The sequence below is a fragment of the Microaerobacter geothermalis genome (assembly GCF_021608135.1).
Lineage (GTDB): Bacteria > Bacillota > Bacilli > DSM-22679 > DSM-22679 > Microaerobacter > Microaerobacter geothermalis.
On the sequence record NZ_JAKIHL010000013.1, the window covers coordinates 1 to 18,609 of the forward strand.

The 18,609-nt window shown below is 41.8% G+C and carries 14 protein-coding genes and 8 tRNA genes; 3 read left to right on the plus strand and 19 right to left on the minus strand.

Annotation, left to right across the window (positions count from 1 at the left end; translation table 11 throughout):
- The first annotated feature begins 331 nt into the window (after nt 1-331).
- Nucleotides 332-2,254 (plus strand): ABC-F family ATP-binding cassette domain-containing protein, encoded by a 1,923-nt coding sequence (locus L1765_RS07005; RefSeq protein WP_236405960.1) that lies wholly within the window; start codon nt 332-334, stop codon nt 2,252-2,254.
- 8 nt (nt 2,255-2,262) lie between these two features.
- On the opposite strand, the gene L1765_RS07010 is transcribed toward L1765_RS07005, so the two are convergent.
- The 7 genes from L1765_RS07010 to L1765_RS07040 form a co-directional block, all read right to left on the minus strand.
- Complete coding sequence (locus L1765_RS07010; RefSeq protein ID WP_236405961.1) at nt 2,263-4,461, minus strand: hypothetical protein; 2,199 nt, start codon at nt 4,459-4,461, stop codon at nt 2,263-2,265.
- 433 nt (nt 4,462-4,894) lie between these two features.
- Nucleotides 4,895-5,914: a tRNA (adenosine(37)-N6)-threonylcarbamoyltransferase complex transferase subunit TsaD gene (gene tsaD, locus L1765_RS07015; protein WP_407942219.1), complete on the minus strand. Its 1,020-nt coding sequence runs from the start codon at nt 5,912-5,914 to the stop codon at nt 4,895-4,897.
- Nucleotides 5,911-6,384 (minus strand): ribosomal protein S18-alanine N-acetyltransferase, encoded by a 474-nt coding sequence (gene rimI / locus L1765_RS07020; protein WP_236405964.1) that lies wholly within the window; start codon nt 6,382-6,384, stop codon nt 5,911-5,913. Before rimI ends, tsaD begins: the two co-directional genes overlap by 4 nt.
- Nucleotides 6,385-6,398: 14 nt before the next feature.
- Nucleotides 6,399-7,100 carry a tRNA (adenosine(37)-N6)-threonylcarbamoyltransferase complex dimerization subunit type 1 TsaB gene (gene tsaB / locus L1765_RS07025; protein WP_236405965.1) on the minus strand — a complete coding sequence of 234 codons (702 nt, stop codon included), beginning with the start codon at nt 7,098-7,100 and terminating at the stop codon, nt 6,399-6,401.
- Nucleotides 7,081-7,557 (minus strand): tRNA (adenosine(37)-N6)-threonylcarbamoyltransferase complex ATPase subunit type 1 TsaE, encoded by a 477-nt coding sequence (gene tsaE, locus L1765_RS07030; RefSeq protein WP_236406032.1) that lies wholly within the window; start codon nt 7,555-7,557, stop codon nt 7,081-7,083. Before tsaE ends, tsaB begins: the two co-directional genes overlap by 20 nt.
- 11 nt (nt 7,558-7,568) lie before the next feature.
- The gene (gene thiL / locus L1765_RS07035; protein WP_236405967.1) at nt 7,569-8,564 is read right to left on the minus strand and encodes a thiamine-phosphate kinase; all 996 of its coding nucleotides are present in this window, start codon (nt 8,562-8,564) and stop codon (nt 7,569-7,571) included.
- A 173-nt stretch (nt 8,565-8,737) separates the two neighbouring features.
- Nucleotides 8,738-10,243 carry a Na+/H+ antiporter NhaC family protein gene (locus L1765_RS07040; RefSeq protein WP_236405968.1) on the minus strand — a complete coding sequence of 502 codons (1,506 nt, stop codon included), beginning with the start codon at nt 10,241-10,243 and terminating at the stop codon, nt 8,738-8,740.
- Nucleotides 10,244-10,609: 366 nt separating this feature from the next.
- Between L1765_RS07040 and L1765_RS07045 the strand changes: the two genes are divergently transcribed.
- Complete coding sequence (locus L1765_RS07045) at nt 10,610-10,801, plus strand: H-type small acid-soluble spore protein (RefSeq protein WP_236405969.1); 192 nt, start codon at nt 10,610-10,612, stop codon at nt 10,799-10,801.
- 201 nt (nt 10,802-11,002) lie between these two features.
- Here the strand turns inward: L1765_RS07045 and L1765_RS07050 are convergent.
- The 10 genes from L1765_RS07050 to L1765_RS07095 all read right to left on the minus strand — a co-directional run bounded on the left by L1765_RS07050 (nt 11,003) and on the right by L1765_RS07095 (nt 13,928).
- Nucleotides 11,003-11,079 (minus strand) — tRNA-Arg (locus tag L1765_RS07050).
- 150 nt (nt 11,080-11,229) lie between these two features.
- Nucleotides 11,230-12,243, minus strand: a complete 1,014-nt coding sequence (locus tag L1765_RS07055; protein WP_236405970.1) for an anthranilate phosphoribosyltransferase — start codon at nt 12,241-12,243, stop codon at nt 11,230-11,232.
- Between the two features lie 204 nt (nt 12,244-12,447).
- Nucleotides 12,448-12,533 (minus strand) — tRNA-Leu (locus tag L1765_RS07060).
- 55 nt (nt 12,534-12,588) lie between these two features.
- Nucleotides 12,589-12,664 (minus strand) — tRNA-Lys (locus L1765_RS07065).
- Between the two features lie 175 nt (nt 12,665-12,839).
- Nucleotides 12,840-12,917, minus strand: a tRNA-Asp gene (locus L1765_RS07070).
- 17 nt (nt 12,918-12,934) lie between these two features.
- A tRNA-Val gene (locus L1765_RS07075) sits at nt 12,935-13,010 on the minus strand.
- Nucleotides 13,011-13,048: 38 nt separating this feature from the next.
- Nucleotides 13,049-13,123 (minus strand) — tRNA-Glu (locus tag L1765_RS07080).
- A gap of 13 nt (nt 13,124-13,136) precedes the next feature.
- Nucleotides 13,137-13,227, minus strand: a tRNA-Ser gene (locus L1765_RS07085).
- Between the two features lie 4 nt (nt 13,228-13,231).
- Nucleotides 13,232-13,306, minus strand: a tRNA-Asn gene (locus L1765_RS07090).
- A 151-nt stretch (nt 13,307-13,457) separates the two neighbouring features.
- The gene (locus tag L1765_RS07095) at nt 13,458-13,928 is read right to left on the minus strand and encodes a SprT family protein (protein ID WP_236405971.1); all 471 of its coding nucleotides are present in this window, start codon (nt 13,926-13,928) and stop codon (nt 13,458-13,460) included.
- 89 nt (nt 13,929-14,017) lie between these two features.
- Between L1765_RS07095 and cmpA the strand changes: the two genes are divergently transcribed.
- On the plus strand, nt 14,018-14,137 hold the full coding sequence (cmpA, locus tag L1765_RS07100; protein ID WP_236406033.1) for a cortex morphogenetic protein CmpA: 120 nt from the start codon (nt 14,018-14,020) through the stop codon (nt 14,135-14,137).
- Between the two features lie 29 nt (nt 14,138-14,166).
- Here the strand turns inward: cmpA and L1765_RS07105 are convergent, their stop codons facing one another.
- Both L1765_RS07105 and L1765_RS07110 read right to left on the minus strand, forming a co-directional pair.
- Nucleotides 14,167-16,374: a methyl-accepting chemotaxis protein gene (locus L1765_RS07105; RefSeq protein ID WP_236405972.1), complete on the minus strand. Its 2,208-nt coding sequence runs from the start codon at nt 16,372-16,374 to the stop codon at nt 14,167-14,169.
- Between the two features lie 53 nt (nt 16,375-16,427).
- Nucleotides 16,428-18,593 carry a Tex family protein gene (locus L1765_RS07110; protein ID WP_236405973.1) on the minus strand — a complete coding sequence of 722 codons (2,166 nt, stop codon included), beginning with the start codon at nt 18,591-18,593 and terminating at the stop codon, nt 16,428-16,430.
- Nucleotides 18,594-18,609 lie beyond the last annotated feature (16 nt).

The following is an 18,609-nucleotide window of genomic DNA, read 5'->3' on the forward strand; positions in this document are numbered from 1 at the left end:
GATCAGAGACAAACAGTAATTTGATATTCGTGCTCGCAGCAACAGGAATTTGTGCTCAATGATCGATGCTGTCCGTTTAGTTCGCGGGGTCTGATATTGCTACCACCATAAAGATTTACGACTTACCCATTCCCCTGTTCAATTTCAATTATGGAAAGATAACGATGATACAGTAACTAGGTATGGAAAGATAACGATGATACAGTAACTAGGTAACTACTGGATGGAATTATTTTCATGCGAATTTGTGACCCTGCGGGTCATGTAAGTTTAGTTCCTTTAATTTAGAGACAAAAAATCTCAGGTGACTTTAAAATAGCAGGTGACTATTATGATTGTATTACAAATAAAAGATATGACAAAATCATATATTGCAGATCCCGTTTTATCCCAGATTAACTTAGAAATACAAGCAGGTCAGCGGATAGGCCTTGTTGGCCCTAATGGCGCTGGTAAATCAACTCTTTTAAGATGCATTGTCGGTCAGCTTCAACCGGACCAAGGGGAAATCATTTGGGGAAAAGGAACCACCTTTGGTTACTTGGCACAAAACAGTGGATTGGATTCCCAAGCCACCATGTGGGATGAATTGTTAACGGTTTTTTCCCATTTCCTTGAAGAGGAGAAAGCACTTCGTCAAATGGAGAAACAGATGTCAGACCCAGCCATTCTCCAAAGAGAAGAAGAATACCGCGCCCTATTAGAACAATATGCCATGCGTTCTGAAAAATTTAAAGAAGACGGGGGTTATGCTTTTGAAGCAAAAGTACGGGGAATCTTATCCGGCTTAGGTTTTTCCGACTATGACCCACATACGACACGAATTACTTCGCTAAGCGGTGGACAGAAAACAAGGCTGGCCCTGGGGAAACTTCTCTTAACCGAGCCGGACCTCCTTATTCTGGATGAGCCCACTAACTATTTGGATATCGAAACTTTGTCCTGGCTGGAACAATATTTGCAAAATTATCCTGGAGCTATTTTGGTGGTATCCCACGATCGTTATTTCTTGGACCGGCTGGTGACGATCATCTACGAAATTCAGCAAACCAAAATTACCCGCTACAAGGGGAACTATACCCAGTTTATCAATCAAAAGGAAGCCAATTTGGCCCAAAAAATAAAGTCCTATGAAATGCATCAGCAAAAAGTGGAAGAGATGAAACAGTTTATACAAAAGAATTTGGCGAGGGCTTCCACCACCAAGCGTGCCCAAAGCAGAAGAAAAATGCTTGAGAAAATGGAACCTGTAGACAAACCAACCACCCGTCAACCTACGGTTTCCATTAATTTTCAAATAAAGAAGAGAAGCGGTTATGAAGTTCTTCATGTCAACCGTCTCCGTCTAGGTTATGAAGCAGAGCCCATATTAGAAGATATTTCCTTTTCCGTTTTTCGGGAAGAAAGAATCGCCCTCGTTGGTCCCAACGGAATAGGCAAGTCTACTCTCCTGAAATCGGTAACCGGACAAATAAAGCCCTGGAATGGGGACATTCGATTGGGTGCCAATGTAATGGTTGGCTATTACGATCAGGAACAAAATGAATTGGACCCGGAAAAAACCGTGTTAAACCAATTGTGGGATCTTTACCCCCACCTTAACTTAACCGATGTTCGAAATGTGTTGGGCAGATTTTTGTTTCGTGGAGATGAAGTGGAAAAAAAAGTAGCAGAATTAAGCGGAGGAGAAAAAGCCCGATTGTCATTATCTATCCTCATGCTCAAGGAGGCTAATTTCCTTCTATTGGACGAGCCCACCAATCATTTGGATATCTACAGTAAGGAGGCCTTGGAAGAGGCTCTTCAGGATTATCCTGGAACCATTCTGTTTGTCTCCCATGACCGATATTTCTTAAACAAAATGGCCACCCGCGTCATTGAACTATCTTCCAATCAAGCCACAAGCTACTTAGGCAATTATGATGATTATATCCAAAAGAAATCAGATCTACTAGAAGAAAACCTTTCCTCAGCAGAACCACAATCGAAGGTAGATGAAACCGATTTTGAATTGCAAAAAAAATTGAAAAAGGACCGGCGCAAAAAGGAGCGGCGATTGGAGGAAGTGGAAAAAGAGATAGAAATCCATGAACAGCAAATCAGCAAATTGGAGGAGGATCTCTGTTCTCCCGAGGTCTACCAGAATCACCAGCTGTCCATTGAAAAAAATGAGCAGTTACACATTCTCAAAAAATCACTGGATGAGCTATATTTAGAATGGGATAACCTGCTATCTGAACTGAATAAAGGGTGAAAAAGGGTCTACTCATGGAGTCCCTTTATTCTCCTCTCCAAATTTACATAGAGAATGGGTACTGCTGCAAAGATAATGGAAGTAGCTGCCGCAACAATTCCTGAATCATTTAAGATAAGGGCTGAAACAGCCCCCGTGAGGATCACGACCGAACCCTTCCAAATAAAGGGATAATCCTGATTTAACCATTCCATAAACCGACTTTTTCGACAAACAAATAATAACGAGATAAGTAATGAAACGATAAATACCTTGCTCCAGGATGAAACTCTGAGTAATTTCAAATTCATCTCAACTTTCCTTTTTATCAGTTGGCTAATTTCTGTCCAATCCCCTTTCAACAGATTGGAGGCTGCTCTTCCAATATGAGTTTGTTCTGAAGGATCAACCACCACATTCATCACAAGCAAAGACAACAATCCAATGGCAAAAATCATGAAGAGACCTACCCCAATCTGTTTTTTACTCCAATTGGGAAAGAAAAAGAAAATCATAAAAATGGTAAAGGTAACGGTGGCCGACAAAGCCCCGCCGGCATTGGTTCCTAAGCCAGGATAAGCAAAATAAAATATCCACAAAAGGAATAAAAGAGGAGCTGAATATCTTAGCCATTTCTTCCACTTCGGTTTCCATTCAACCAGGGCTGATACAGAAAGAATGACACTTCCGATCACAACCCCCATATATTCATTTCCTATTCCATAATAACGGGCACCTATAATCGGATCATATCCCATAAAGGAGCGCTTCATCCAATCAGCCCCATTCCATCCGTCATACAAAACCAATACCCAGTTGGATAATCCCAACAATGCTAGCATAGGAGGAATAGGAAGAATGGAAATCAGCCAACTAAGAATCAACCCCACCAATAAAAGCAGAAATAATGTCCCCCATTTTCCCAAGGAAAACGGAAGGGCAGGAAGAAGCAACATCATGAATGGAGTGAGTAAAATCGTTAACGTGATTTTTTTCACAAAGGACAAACCATCCCTATTTTTCATAAAAAAGAAGGCAAGAATAGCCGTTACTAACAGAATCACCTGATAGGTTACATAGCTGTATAAAATATCCGGTCTCTGTATATAGACCTCTTTGATCCTTTCTATTTCTCCCCAAAACTTCCCTCCTGTCAAATGTCCAGTCATCAACGGTGTCCCTACCATATTTTCGGGAACGGTCAAAGAAAAAAATGTGAGTACCGTTGGGGCAATATCCATGCTAGCTATCACTCCATCTCTCTTGGTGGTCAAGGATGTCATGGAAACAGAACTCGGATTTCCGATTTTCGCCCCATTCTGTTGATACCAAATGACAGGAGCCAATTCATATCCCCTATTCTGGGCATCCTTATTCATCAATGGTGACAAAAACAAAACCGCATCTTGCTTGGATAGTTGGCTGAGTAGTTGAAAAATAAACTGATCCATTTCTTTCAGGGACTTTTGTTTCAATTGCTCAAATCGGCCTGGCTCCATTTCATTTTTCCACTGAAACAAACGATCAAAATCTCCCAATTCCACAACAATAAATGCGGATCCCTCCATCTGTCGGATTTTTTCCAGTATCAATGGATAGTTAGTTTTTACTCCAAATGGACGGGTTGGAGCTGATAATAATACCCCTTTTCCGATTTGTCCTTCAGGGGTTCTCCCTTCCAGATCCATCGAAATCAACGGGGCCAATCGAATGATTTCTTCACCTCTATCAGCGTTTCCAAAGGCTGCCCGATGGATGCCTTTCTGTTTTAACTGTTCTCCCAACAATCCAGGAACAGCAGAATAAGGTTTTGCCCCATTGTTGTATGACAAGCGAAAAATATCAGGAACTACTACTTCCTCAGTTTTTGGATGAATTCCTGTCCGCTGTGGATAAATCCCTTCGCTACCTTCCTCATTTTTCATGCCCGAATCTGAGCCAACGGCCAAAACCCCTGTACCAATGGTCATATAACTGTTGATCTCTGTTTTTCCGCCACTTGTCCTTAGACTCATGCCTCCGATCAAACCTGACTTTAGCAGCTCTGACATGCCAGGCCATTCAGTCATCTGTTGCAGCTCCAAAAATGAAAATCCATCAACAGTTATTAAAATCAACTTTTTTCCCTGTTGATGATTTCCCTGTCCATGATGATTTTCTGTCAATCCTTCAAAAGGAATACTCATAAGAAAAAGGAAAGCTATAATGGTTATCCACAGTTTTTTCATCATTGATCCCCTGTATATCCACATTATCAACATTTTTATCCACAACAAAAGGGTGATATTCCCCGTTTTTACTGTACTTATTCACATTATTCACAAGTCAGCTCCTCATTTATCCCCAAACCATGTGGACATAGATAAATAGTTATCCACATCTTATCTAGATAATATCCACAATAGACAAAGAAAAAAAGGTATCTACTTTCCAATCTATATGGACGGAACTAATGAATTCACTAAGGACAGCCTTCGAGTTTGTACTCAGCGAAAAAGTCTAAAGAACGGGCATTAGCCCTCAAACTGACTCCACCTTTGAAATACCCAGATGTTTTTGAGAGCTCCGTTCTTTAGACTTGAAACGGACCTGAATCACTCTTGCACAAACTCGACTAGCGGACGTGTGAATCTTTAGTTGCACTTCTATAGATGAATGGACCTAAACACTTTCTTCTTCCAAAGAAATAACAGGACGGGCATTTAAGTCTAGTGAAGCAAATTTCCCTTTCTTGTATTTAGTAAAGGCTGCAGCCGCGATCATCGCCGCATTATCAGTACATAAGGAAAGGGGGGGAACTAAAAATTCAACCTTCTCTTTTTTCATTCGGTCAGTCAATGCCTGACGTAATCCTTTGTTTGCAGCAACTCCCCCTGCCAATACCACCTGTTTTACTTGATACTGCCTTACAGCCCTTGCCGTTTTTTCTACTAATACTTCTACTACTGCCTGTTGGAAACTGGCAGCCATCACTTCCCTTGGGACATCTTCTCCCCTCTGATTTGCATTATGGAGGGTATTTATTACCGCAGATTTTAGCCCGCTAAAGCTAAAGTCGTAAGAGTCCGGCTCCAGCCAAGCCCTTGGCAAAGCAAGGGATGGCTCCCCCTCCTGAGCCAATCGGTCAATATGAGGCCCCCCTGGATAAGGAAGCTTGATGGCTCGCGCCACCTTATCATAAGCTTCACCTACTGCATCATCCCTAGTTTGTCCTAAAATTTGAAATTTCCCGTCATCCTCCATATAAACCAGTTCCGTATGCCCTCCTGATACAACCAGAGCCAATAAAGGGAACTTAAGGGGAGAAACCAATTGGTTAGCATAAATATGTCCAGCAATATGATGAACTTGTATGAGAGGAATCCCCTTGGCAAAGCTTAATGCCTTGGCTGCAGCAACACCAATCAATAGGGATCCAACCAGACCAGGACCATAGGTGACCGCAATGGCAGAAAGCTCTTCAAGGGAAATCCTGGCTTTTTTTAAAGCTTGTTCAACAATATAAGTGACTCCTTCCACATGTTTTCGGGAGGCCACTTCCGGCACGACCCCTCCATAACGGGTATGTATATCCACCTGGGAAGAAATCACATTGGAGCATACGGTATCACCATTTTTTACAACGGCGGCAGACGTTTCATCACAACTGGTTTCAATTCCTAATATATACACCGTTCTTATTCCAACCTTTCATTATTCACTTCATCAAAATTGACCCACATGATGATAGCATCTTCTTGATTATCTGAATAATATTTTGGCCTTATCCCCTTTTTCTCAAACCCCAAACTATGGTATAAATGCTGAGCAATCCTATTGGAAGTCCTAACTTCAAGGGTCATTTTGGTTGCCCCCAACATATCTGCTAAAAGAATCATTTGTTTTAATAACTCTTTTCCAATTCCTTTCCCCCTCATATTTGGGTGAATGGCAATATTTGTAATATGGGCCTCATCAATAATGATCCACATGCCGCAATAACCAACAATCTGGTCTCCCACGATGGCAACGCCATAATGGGCAAACTGATTGTTTGTCAACTCATTGATAAACGCTTCCTTAGTCCACGGCACAGTAAAAGACAAGGATTCAATCTCCATAATTCGCGGCAAGTCTGACAGCACCATTTTCCTAAACTTTACTTCCTCCATCACCTGTTATCCCTTCACCCTTGTCTTTCCATCCATTTCATTTCTACCTCTGCCAATTGCAGGTACCTGGGAGCAAATTGATAAACATCTTCCCCCTGATCTCCCCCTTTACTATAGGCCAATTTTCCTAACACGGAGGGTCTGGGAACGGAGTAAAAAGAAGATAAAAAAATAGCCCTGTGATTCATTTTTTGCTGGATCAGATTTTTATGAAGAGGAAGATCCAACCCCAGAAAAACAACAGGGCCTTCCAAATCATGTAATTCATCCAACCAATCAGATAAAAGAATAATCCGATCTTGCTTTACCAAATGGATGTTTCCCATAGAATCATTTTGATACAATCCTGTGTATACTTTTCCTCTTCGGGCATCAAATATAGGAACGATATATCCCGAAAACATGGGAACATTATGGCACAGAATTTCCAAACTGGAAATCCCAATAAGCGGGATTTCCAATGCCCAAGCCATCATTTTGGCTGTGGTAACTCCGATCCTTACCCCGGTGTAAGATCCTGGACCTTGGGCAACGGCAATGGCCCCCAATTCCTTCGGAGTCACGGAGACATCCTCCATCAACCGTTGGACGGTTGGCATCAACTGAACGCTATGGTTTCTCTTTGTATTAATAATCGTTTCTCCTAAAATTTTTTCGCCCTCTGTAATGGCAACTCCTAATGGTACATTTGATGTATCAATGGCTAATATTTTCATCTTGCAACAACTCCTTAAGAAGTTGAATATATCGTTCACCCTTTGGTGTGAAAATAATTTTCCTCATATTTTCTCCTAAATGCCGAATGGAAACCTCCAACCTTTCTTGAGGAACCAGATCTTCAATAAATGAAGCCCATTCTATGACAGAAACCCCATCCCCATAAAAATATTCATCAAATCCTAAATCATCAAGGGTATTTTCCAGACGATACACATCCATATGGTATAGAGGAAGTTTCCCCTGGTATTCTTTAATTAAGGTGAAGGTTGGACTGTTCACCACATCTTTTATGTCCAACCCCCTAGCAATACCTTGGGTAAAACAGGTTTTCCCTGCTCCCAAATCCCCTTCAAGGGTGATGACATCCCCAGACTGCAGATAGGATGCCAACCTCTCCGCCAAACCCTTTGTTTCCTCAGGTGAATGTACAAGAACCCGATACTCCTTATTCATACTTTTCTCCTTCATTCTGAAAAATGATTATACCCTCTTTTTTCAATCATGTTTTCATTTCCATTCCTATCTATTAAAACGACCTTCATAGGTCCTTCCTTTACTTCCCCTACAATGAACAGGTCAAATCCCGCTTGCTGAAACTGATTCACAAGAATTTTCTCCAAGCAAGAAGGAAATGTGCCCACCAGCTGATAATCCTCTCCGCCGTAAAGAATACAGTCCAAGGGAGATATTCCATACGTTTTGCCATACGTCTCAAGCAAGGGGGATATAGGGATTTGATCTTCATAAAGGATCAGAGACACTCCGCTGGATTCAGCGATTTCCCAAGATTCGCTGGCCAAACCGTCACTGATGTCATTTAGCGCATGAATCCCGGTTTGTTGTAAAATTCGTCCTGCGATCAGTTGAGGAAACGGCTGAGTGTGTGCCTTGACTAATGGATAGTATTTGTCATCGATTCCGACATTTTTTCTTCCGTGGGCCAAAAGATAGTGCAATCCGGCGGCAGATTCACCCAGATATCCAGTTATGAATAATTTATCTCCTGGTCTTGCAGTAGAACGAAGAAGATATTTATCCTTTTCCACTTCACCTGCCACAGTGACGGACAGATGTAAATCCTTCGTGGTTCGAATCGTATCTCCTCCTATAACTGATATCTTAAATGCTTGAGCCAAATCAAATATTCCCTCATATATTTCTTCCAGCTCCTTCGTGGACCATGCTGGAGGCACAGACAAAGTGACTAATGCAAATTTAGGGATTCCTCCCATGGCAGCAATATCACTAAGATTGGAGGCCAAAGCCTTGTATCCGATTTCCCGCGGAAGCATGGTATCCCTTTGAAAGTGTATGTGTTCTGACATCCCATCACAGCAGAGAATCAAATCATGCCGAGGGTGAATAGAAACCACCGCAGCATCATCCCCAATTCCCACTTTTACCTGGGGATCACTTTTTCCCCTTGAAGTTAACCTTTTAATCAGGCTAAACTCGTCCATTTCGCTTCCATCCATTTCACCTGTTCCAATTAATTTTCCATTCCATTATATGCTCCGAATACAACAATATCAAATGTCAACGTGAAAAAGCGGCACTCTTTTCCATCTTTAGAAAGAATCGCCGCTTTTTATTTTTTCCCTTTTTCTTTATTTTTTGTTTGAATCATTTTTGTTTATTTATCATTATTTTCTATCTTTTTTTCTTCTGGTTTTATTTCTTCACCGTTTTTGCCTGTAAAACGAAGTCCCCATCCTGTCAGGGCGGCAATCAGCATCACCAGAACCAGGAACCAACCATGGAATACATAGGGGAATGCTTCTGTTGGCATCACCACGGGCAACCATGAATAGGAGGTTTCTTGAAGCTGGCCAATGGTGGACCATCCTAACAGCAATGCCGCACTCCACGGGAAGATATACCCGAGAGCTGAAGAAATAGCATCTAACATGTTGGCTCTCCGGTATGGGTGAATATCGTATTGCTTCCCAATTTCCTTGACAAATGGTGCAGCTGCAATCTCTGCGGCAGTATTGATCGTGATAAATACATTGAGAACAGAAACAATGCTCCAAATGGTAAGCTCAGCCCGACGAACGACCCCTTTGATCCAGCGAAAAAATACCTGTTTTAAGGAATTCATCGTTCCTCCAAGGGCCATTAGATGGGAAGCAGCCATAATCAGGAGAATCAAGATGGCCATATTCATGTATCCCATAAATCCATCTACCAACGGACCTTTAATCTGGCCTTCTTCAAAATAGATAAAGTCCCTTAAATCAGCCAATCCGACAAGCACCATCAGGACAATAGCGGACAATATCCCCCAGGTAAGGGTGGTAATCAAATGTTTTCCTCGTAATGCAAGGTAGATGACAAGAATAAATGGAATTAACAAAATAAGGCCATCAGGACTCGCAGATTGAGCCATAATTTGGTTTGCTTCAGCTTGAGACAATCCAATATCCTGTCCGCCGCCGCCAAAAATCAGAAAAAGAATAAGTGCAGGAACCGCAGCTATGATAGCATATTTAAAACGTGACCTTACCACTCCCGGGATATCTGCATCCTGAGTAACAGCGGATACAATCGTTGTATCCGAAACGGGCGCATAATTATCACCAAAGGCCGCGCCTGAAAGAATAGCCGCAAAAAGAACAACCGGATCTGCACCCATAATCACCCCGGCCGGATACATGAGAGTTGAAAACGCGACAACAGTTCCATATCCGGTTCCAACGGCGGAAGAAAAAACAGAGGCAAGAACGAATGTAAGTCCAACAAACATGGCTCCAGTCAGTCCTGTTACCGATCCAATCCAAACCAATCCTTCAACGAGACCACCAGTTTTCAATATTTGAGCAAACATACCCGCCCAAAACCAGGCAACAATCGCCACAATTCCAACGGGTTGGGCCATTCCGTCAAAAATTCCCTGGGCATAGTCAGACCATTTGGATTTACTAAAAAACATCCCTAAAGCCAGTCCGATTAATGCCCCCATGATTAAGGCCGGCTCACTAGATATGTTTAACAAACTAATCGTGATGGCCCAGACTACGAAAAATAACATTGGAATCGTAGCTCCCCATGCCCCCATATAGAAAGACAAGGATTTGATTTTCTTATTGCCTACCGCTTCGTCCACTTGCTCCTGTAAATGACTATGTTCTTTATTCATTTGGTTCCTCCATTTGTTTACTTTTTTCACATCCCATCTTACTACAAAAGATTATGGATGTTTATATCTAAAATACAATAGTACATTCATAGGGAACATTATTTTAAAATTTGTTTGTATTTCGTGGACAAAACAAAAAATATTTTTATTTTGAATATTTTAATTATAAATAAATAATTTTATTTATCAATGAACTCACGTGGTGTTTATTCAATTTTGGCCATCAGCAACCTTATTGATCTGTAAATCCTTTGAATAATTCATAAAAGAATGCAAAAAATTGATAATAGAAAAACTTGCTTATGCCAAGTCCTTGGGTAATGGGTGTAAGCCTTAGTTTTATCCAATGAGAAAGGAGGCTTTCCTATGAACGTTTCCCGCGCCAAAGAGATTCTGGAATCAAATGAAAAATTTAATGTTAAATTTGAGGGAGTACCTGTTTGGATTGATTCGATTGATGAATTAAGCAAAACCGCAAGGGTACACACAGAGGACAATCCAGAGGATCAAAAAACTGTGGCAATTGATGAACTAAAGGAAGTTGGAAAAATGTATTGAAAAAAGCGCCCTTTGGCGCTTTAATTTACGTAATGGTAAATTTTCATCTCTCATCGGTCTCTCAATGAAGCTGGCGTGCCCTGAGAGATACGCTCCTTCGTCGCGACTCCGACATCGACTCGCTTCGTCGCTTTACTCCTAGCTTGTCGTGTCTCCGACGAACTCCACCGTTCTCATCTCTCATCGGTCTCTCAATGAAGCTGGCGTGCCCTGAGAGATTCGAACTCCCGACCTTCTGATTCGTAGTCAGACGCTCTATCCAGCTGAGCTAAGGGCACGCGATGTTAAAAATATATATGTGCGGCAACGGCACAAATCGAATTATAAAGCAAAATGGCCTTGTCTGTCAAACCCCAAAAAATGCGTAAATACCAAGTCCCTCAATACCAAATATTTCCTCTGTCCTAAGTTATTTATTTCCGTCCCTGTCATTGCTCGCCTTTCCACTGCTTCAACTTATACCAACCTACTTTCGAATCGAGCAGTTCTTCGGCCATTTTCATCGCTGAAGTTAAATTGTTTGCCTGTTCACCAAACCATAGGCGTAATCCAGTATTTAAAATCACCATGTTTCGCATTGGACTTTCTTCACCGAGGAGAATCGACTGTATTATTTGGGCTTGAATCGATGCAGGAATCATTCCGGTAGGCATTACGTGATCCAATCCCCATTCAGCGGGCTCGATGATCATTTTTTCAACTTTTTCACCATCAAACAGTGAGATGGATGATGGGCGGCTGGTCGGTATATCTTCTGAACCGTCGATGCCCTGCACAACCATTCCTTTTTTGTACCCGAGTAGCTGAAGGAGCCCTATCGTTTTTTCTATTGCAGTATTATGAAATACACCAACGATACATGCAGGTGCATGTGTTAAATTGATAAGTTTTTCAACCGTATTAAGCAGCGTACGAACACCAAGCTCTTTTCGAATTTTTCGCAAATCGTGCAACGGTTTCACAAAATTCTCGGTTTGAATATAGGCAATACCTAATTGCCTCACATCTTTTTTGACATCTTCCATATTTTTATTGATATTTATACCTAGTTCTTCTAAAATATCGGGCAATACCACACCGTATTTCGGCGGTAAGGATGCTGCCCCGTGCAAAACTACTGGCAGCCCCGCAGCCGCACACAACAAAGCTGCAGGTATGGTCACAGCCAGTGATTTCCCCCGTCCATCGTAAGGACCGGAACAGTCTAAATGAAAGGGGATGTCTAAAGGGATCGTAATAGCATTTTTACGAAAAACGCGAATAAATCCCAATATTTCATCAATGCTTTCCAACTTCATCCGCTCCGCCAATAAAAATGCACCAACCTGAGCTTCCGTAGCTTCCCCCGTCAAAATTTTAACAGCAGCATCTTCAGCTTGCTGCAAGGTTAAATCCTTTGCCCCTTTTTTTCCACGACCTACTTCTCGTAAATAGTACTGCATTCTTTCTCCTCCTTCTGACCCGACTTTTTCCATCAAAACGTCACAATCATTCTCAACATTGGCTAATTCAGATTATCGTTCCAGTATAACCGATATTTATGGTGAAAATGTGGAGGACACTAAAACTCTCAGCTATTCATTCTTAACTATATCCAGAAAAAACAAAAAACCCTTGTGTTTCAAGGGCTCTCAGATTGTTATGTATGGTGCGGTCGGCGAGACTCGAACTCGCACGGCCAAGGGCCACTACCCCCTCAAGATAGCGTGTCTGCCAGTTCCACCACGACCGCATAATTTAATACCTATTTAATTTTTATAAGGAACAAAAAGATGAGGTAATAAAAATGGTGAGCCATGAAGGACTCGAACCTTCGACACCCTGATTAAAAGTCAGGTGCTCTACCAACTGAGCTAATGGCTCACATCACTACTTCGCACCACCTTAATGGGTGTGTGATGAAAAAAATAAAAGGGACACGAAGGATTTCATAGATGGCGGAGCTGACGGGATTCCGACGCGCTAGCTAGTCCCGCTTCCTCCTAGTTTCACTCCCCGTTGCGGGGGAACCCTTGGGTGAGAATCCGCATCATTGAAATGGCGGAGCTGACGGGATTCGAACCCGCGATCTCCTGCGTGACAGGCAGGCATGTTAGGCCAACTACACCACAGCTCCATAGAATTTGGAATAAATGGTGGACGGTGACGGGATCGAACCGCCGACCCCCTGCTTGTAAGGCAGGTGCTCTCCCAGCTGAGCTAACCGTCCATAGTTTATGAAACCTACTCGGAAGATTTTAATGAAAGTGGTGACCCGTAGGGGATTCGAACCCCTGTTACCGCCGTGAAAGGGCGGTGTCTTAACCACTTGACCAACGGGCCACAGGATCTATAATGGCGGAGAGAGAGGGATTCGAACCCTCGCGGGACTTGCGCCCCCTAACGGTTTAGCAAACCGTCCCCTTCGGCCTCTTGGGTATCTCTCCATATTGGCTCCGCAGGCAGGACTCGAACCTGCAACCTACCGGTTAACAGCCGGGTGCTCCACCATTGAGCTACTGCGGAACAATCGAGAACATTTCATATTCTAACATAAAATTTACCTTAGTTTCAATGGTCATTTTTGGGTAAGCAACAATTTCTTTTTTGCCATTTGCTTGACCCACTTCTTAATTTCACGCGACTTTTAAAAAATATCATAAAACCCTCATTAAAGTCAAGAGCCATTTTGGGGATGGATTGATCTTTGAACCAATTTACCTTTGCATTTTCCACAAACATACTGATCTACATTCATTTTTCTCTTTCGCTTATATTCTGCTTTGCAATCTTTGCATATGACAATATATCGATAAGGTTCTCTTTGTTTCTTCCCTATCGGTTTACAATATCTGCTTCCACCGACTTGTTGAAGCAATTCCTTAAAATCTTTGTCTTTATGACGATAACCTTTGCCTGAAAGGTGAAGGTGATAATGGCATAGTTCGTGCTTAATAATTCCTTCCAGCTCCATTAAACCGTACATGTCCAAATGTTTTGGATTCACCTCAATATGATGTGAATGTAATAAATATCTTCCCCCAGTACTCCTCAGCCTCTGGTTGAAATAGACCCTATGATCGAACGTCTTTCCAAAGTACTTTAGCGAAATGTCTTCTACCCATGCCTGAAGATCTTCATTGGTCATTTCCTTCACCCTTTATTACATAATTGGAACCCATTTACCTTTCCCCTCATATCATAGAGTAAATTGCGGAAAGGGAGGGATAGCCTTTGATGCCTACTTGGTTAAGAAAGCAACTGAGGCGAGCCTTCATCGGAAAAGATTCAAGACAAATAAAAATTTTGAATGAATGTTGGTTTCTCTACTACCAAAAACAAAGCCGGTCATTATGACCGGCAGTTTATTGTTTTCTCATGATATCCTATACTTTAAACCGGCTTACCAATTTCTTCAGGTCCTCTGCCATTGACAAAATAGTATCTACATTGGCCACCACTTGCTGCATCATGGCTAATGACTGTTCAGAAGAAGCAGCCACTTCTTCGGCTCCTGCTGATGTTTCAGCGGCAACAACTGCAGTTTCTCTCGATTGCTCTGCAATTTCCCCTGTTGTCGTTCTTTGCTTCTCTACTACCTGTTCAATCTCCTCGACAGACGCGATCACTGTATTCATATGTTCCTCGATCGCCTTAAGAGCTTCCCTTGATGTCTCTGCTGCGTCATTTTCCCTTTTGGCAGTCATAATACTTTCTTCCATCTGACTTACAACTATTTGGATGGCTTCTCTTACCCTTTGTATAATCTCCTCAATTTGCTTTGAAGCAGCTGAACTTTGTTCGGCTAATTGCCGAACCTCGTTGGCTACCACCGCAAAACCTTTTCCATGTTCTCCTGCACGGGCCGCCTCAATGGCTGCGTTTAATGCCAATAAATTAGTTCTCTTGGCAATTTCATTGGAAGTCTCAATAATGGAGACAATTTCCTCGGTATGGCTTTCCAAATTCTTTACATGGTTTGCTGAAGTAATGGCACTTTCCGACAAATTCCGGATACCTGAAACCAGACGCTCGAAAGCAACATCGCTTTGTTGAATGGTTTTTTGTGTCAACTCCGCATTGCTAGCCACCTCTTTGGACTTTGAGGTAATCACCGTGACTAACTCCTGAAGCATTTGAATTCCCTCATCTGTTTTTTGGCTCATCTGCGCCTGCCGCTCAGATCCCTTAGCAATTTCTTCAATGGTTAAAGCCACTTGCTCTGAGCTGCTTGACACTTCTTTGGCAATGACAGATAAGTGGGAGGCTCCATCTCTGGTTTTATCGGAAACAGTGGTTACATCCACCGCAATTTGATTCAATTGCAAAATCATTTGATCAAATGCTTCAGCTAATTGACCAATTTCATCTTTTCTCTTAATTCCTGTTTTTTGAGTTAAATCTCCCTCGCCTACCTTTTTCATCACGGCAATCAATTGTTTCATTGGATTCCCAATGATGCGGGCTAAATATAACCCAATTAGGGAGGTGATTATTGCTCCAATGAGTACAACCGTCAAAGCGATGACCTGCATATTTCTTACTGGTTTTAAAGCAATATCAACCGGAGTCTCCACAAAAATGGTCCAGTTGTACAGAGCATCATGGGCATATGCTGTTTCCTCTTGTATTCCATTATGGTCCTTATAACTATTCACATTGGTGTGAATTATATCTTTTCCCAGGTCATTCTTCATGGCTTCTTTCATTTTAACCAAGTACTGAACCGCCTCATGGTTAAGCATGGTTCTATTCAGCTGTCCATCAGGCAATTTATTGCCCTGTTTATCCAGCCACTGCTTCTCTACTTCTTCATAATTATCATGGGCTACAAGGATGCTTTGATCATTTAACATCCAAATCTTTGTTTCGCTATCTGCCGTTTTCCCCCGCATACCTTCCCACAGGTATTTCATATTAATCCGGGCGACAATGATACCTTTGGGTTCTTTAAAAACGTCAGTAACTAGATAGGCAATATCAAAATAAAACATGTTGGTGAATTTATCATTATATTGAATCGGACTAATATAATAGCCCTTCTCCAGGGTTTCTTTAAATATCGGAACATCCTTTAAATTTGTCATTTGGCTTGAAAATAGTCCTGTTTTAACAATTTCCTGTCCGCTCATATCCACATACGAGAGTTCTTTAAAACGCTCCGTCTTGTTGCCCATTTCCAAGAAGATTGAACGGATGGTGTTATCATCGTCAGCCCTAACCGTTTTAAGGGAACTGGAAAGGACCTTCAATCCCTCCATCGTTCCATTGATAAACATCCGAACATTTTGAACAGTGCTTAAAGCAACGACTTCTGATTGTATGCCAATATTTTCCGTAATGGTTTTGGAGGCATAGGGAATTAATATACCGCCTAATCCCCCGGCTAAAACAATGGTGGAAAGGAGAAATGATAAAATGATTTTCGCTCCAATACTTCTTTCAGTTTTCCTATTCTCCATATTATCTTGGTTCTTTTTTTTTGCTTTTTTGCCATCCTTACCTTTCTTTCTCTTTTTCCCTTTTTCAACATGATTCTCTGGATTTTCATTATCTAAATGAGCAAATTCTTTTACCTCCAAGTCCTCACTCATTTTTATTTCCTCCTCTCTTCCCATTGAGATATAAGATTCTAATCCAGTTATTTTTATTGTTCCTTTGGCGGAATCATAGTTAGACCTACTCTTCCCCTTTTTGTATCAATTTCCTTTACCCAAACTGTCACAATCTCTCCTACGGATACTGCATCCATTGGATGACGGACAAACTGACGACTTAATTGGGAAATATGAACAAGACCATCATTTTTTAAACCGATGTCCACAAAAGCCCCAAAATCCACAACATTTCTCACGGTTCCTTCCAGTTTCATACCAATGTATAAATCCTCCAATTTCAATACATCTGACAAAAGAAGAGGCTTCGGCAAATCATCCCTGGGGTCGCGTCCAGGTCTCTGCAGACTGTCCAAAATATCACGTAATGTCGGAGTACCCACTTTCAGTCGATCTGCCATTTCCTGAACATCAATTTGTGAACACTTTTTCTTTAACTCTTCCGTTCCCATTTGATCATAAGACAAATCCATGTATTGGAATAAGCGTTGAACGACATCATAAGATTCAGGATGAACGGACGTTGCATCCAGCGGATGATTTCCTCCAATGATACGAAGGAAGCCAATGGCTTGTTCATAGGTTTTCGGACCTAACCTGGGAACCTTTAATAAATCTTTCCTATCTTTATACCCACCAATCTCTTCACGATAGATAACAATCTGTTGAGCGACTGATTTATTTAAACCGGATATGTATTGCAAAAGGGCAACAGAGGCTGTATTCACATCCACTCCCACCAAATTTACAGCCGATTCCACCACCTGAGTTAGACTGTGTGAAAGTTTGGATTGCGTCACATCATGCTGATATTGACCAACTCCAATAGATTTGGGATCAATCTTCACTAACTCTGAAAGGGGATCCTGTAATCGCCGGGCGATAGAAATGGCACTTCTTTCTGCAACATCCAAATTCGGGAACTCTTCCCTCGCTAGCTCTGAAGCTGAATAAACACTGGCCCCTGCTTCATTCACAATGATAAAATGAATGGGTTGTTCTACCTTTTTTATCACATCAGCAACAAATTGCTCTGTTTCTCTGGAAGCGGTACCATTCCCAATGGCAATAATGTGTATTCCATAGGTATTTATCAACCGAAGAATGACTTTTTCCGCCTCTTCCTTTTTGTTCTGGGGGGGTGTGGGGTAAATCACCCCAATATGTAATACTTTCCCAATCTCATCAACCACAGCCAATTTACAGCCTGTCCGATATGCCGGATCAATACCCAAAACCACCTTGCCCCGCACCGGTGGTTGCAAGAGCAAATTCCTCAAGTTTTCGGAAAATACAAGAATCGCTTGATGTTCCGCTTTTTCAGTTAATTGATTGCGCAACTCTCTTTCAATGGCTGGGGCAATCAATCTTTTGTAAGCATCTTTAATGGTTTCAGTCAACAAATCGGCCACGATGGTCGGCTTACGTATCACCTGTTTCGTCAAATACTTGAAGATACGATCTTCATCTATTCGAATCGTTACCCGAAGAACTCCTTCCCTTTCACCCCTGTTCATAGCCAGAATACGATGGGGAACGATATCCTTTACAGGCTCTTCATAGCTGTAGTACATCTCATAAATTCCTTCAGGGTCCAAGTCTTCTTTTTTCTTCTCTGCCTTAATTTTACCATAATGGTGGGTAGCTTCTCTGATCCATTGGCGGTAATCACTTTTTTCGGATATCCATTCGGCAATAATATCACACGCCCCCTGGACCGCATCCTCTGCTGAAGTCACCCCCAGTTCTTCATTTATGTATTGGTGAAATTGTTCTGATGGCACACCCTCCTGGGGAAGAGAAATTAACCATTGTGCAAGGGGTTCCAGCCCCTTTTCTTTGGCAATGGTTGCTCTTGTTCTCCTCTTGGGCTTATAAGGAAGATAAATATCCTCCACTTCCTGAAGCTTTTTTGCTTCTGTAATTTTTTTGATCAGTGCTTCTGTTAATTTCCCCTGTTCATCAATGCTTTTGATAACCTCTTGTTTTCTTTGTTCCAAAGAACGGAGATATTTCAACCGTTCTTGGATTTGACGAATGACAGTTTCATCCATTTCCCCGGTCATTTCTTTTCGATAACGTGCAATAAATGGAATGGTATTTCCTTCATCTAACAATTGTATAACTGCCTGTACCTTATTTTGGGGCTGGTTAAGCTCCTCGCCAATCCAACCGGCCAATTGCGTTTCCTGGTTCATATACCCGCCTCCATTT

Excerpts from the sequence above, each read along its gene's own strand:
- L1765_RS07005 (WP_236405960.1), top strand. The coding sequence starts at position 332 with ATGATTGTATTACAAATAAAAGATATGACAAAATCATATATTGCAGAT.
- L1765_RS07010 (WP_236405961.1), bottom strand. The coding sequence starts at position 4,461 with ATGAAAAAACTGTGGATAACCATTATAGCTTTCCTTTTTCTTATGAGT.
- rimI (WP_236405964.1), bottom strand. The coding sequence starts at position 6,384 with ATGGAGGAAGTAAAGTTTAGGAAAATGGTGCTGTCAGACTTGCCGCGA.
- tsaB (WP_236405965.1), bottom strand. The coding sequence starts at position 7,100 with ATGAAAATATTAGCCATTGATACATCAAATGTACCATTAGGAGTTGCC.
- tsaE (WP_236406032.1), bottom strand. The coding sequence starts at position 7,557 with ATGAATAAGGAGTATCGGGTTCTTGTACATTCACCTGAGGAAACAAAG.
- thiL (WP_236405967.1), bottom strand. The coding sequence starts at position 8,564 with ATGGACGAGTTTAGCCTGATTAAAAGGTTAACTTCAAGGGGAAAAAGT.
- L1765_RS07040 (WP_236405968.1), bottom strand. The coding sequence starts at position 10,243 with ATGAATAAAGAACATAGTCATTTACAGGAGCAAGTGGACGAAGCGGTA.
- L1765_RS07045 (WP_236405969.1), top strand. The coding sequence starts at position 10,610 with ATGAACGTTTCCCGCGCCAAAGAGATTCTGGAATCAAATGAAAAATTT.
- L1765_RS07055 (WP_236405970.1), bottom strand. The coding sequence starts at position 12,243 with ATGCAGTACTATTTACGAGAAGTAGGTCGTGGAAAAAAAGGGGCAAAG.
- L1765_RS07095 (WP_236405971.1), bottom strand. The coding sequence starts at position 13,928 with ATGACCAATGAAGATCTTCAGGCATGGGTAGAAGACATTTCGCTAAAG.
- cmpA (WP_236406033.1), top strand. The coding sequence starts at position 14,018 with ATGCCTACTTGGTTAAGAAAGCAACTGAGGCGAGCCTTCATCGGAAAA.
- L1765_RS07105 (WP_236405972.1), bottom strand. The coding sequence starts at position 16,374 with ATGAGTGAGGACTTGGAGGTAAAAGAATTTGCTCATTTAGATAATGAA.
- L1765_RS07110 (WP_236405973.1), bottom strand. The coding sequence starts at position 18,593 with ATGAACCAGGAAACGCAATTGGCCGGTTGGATTGGCGAGGAGCTTAAC.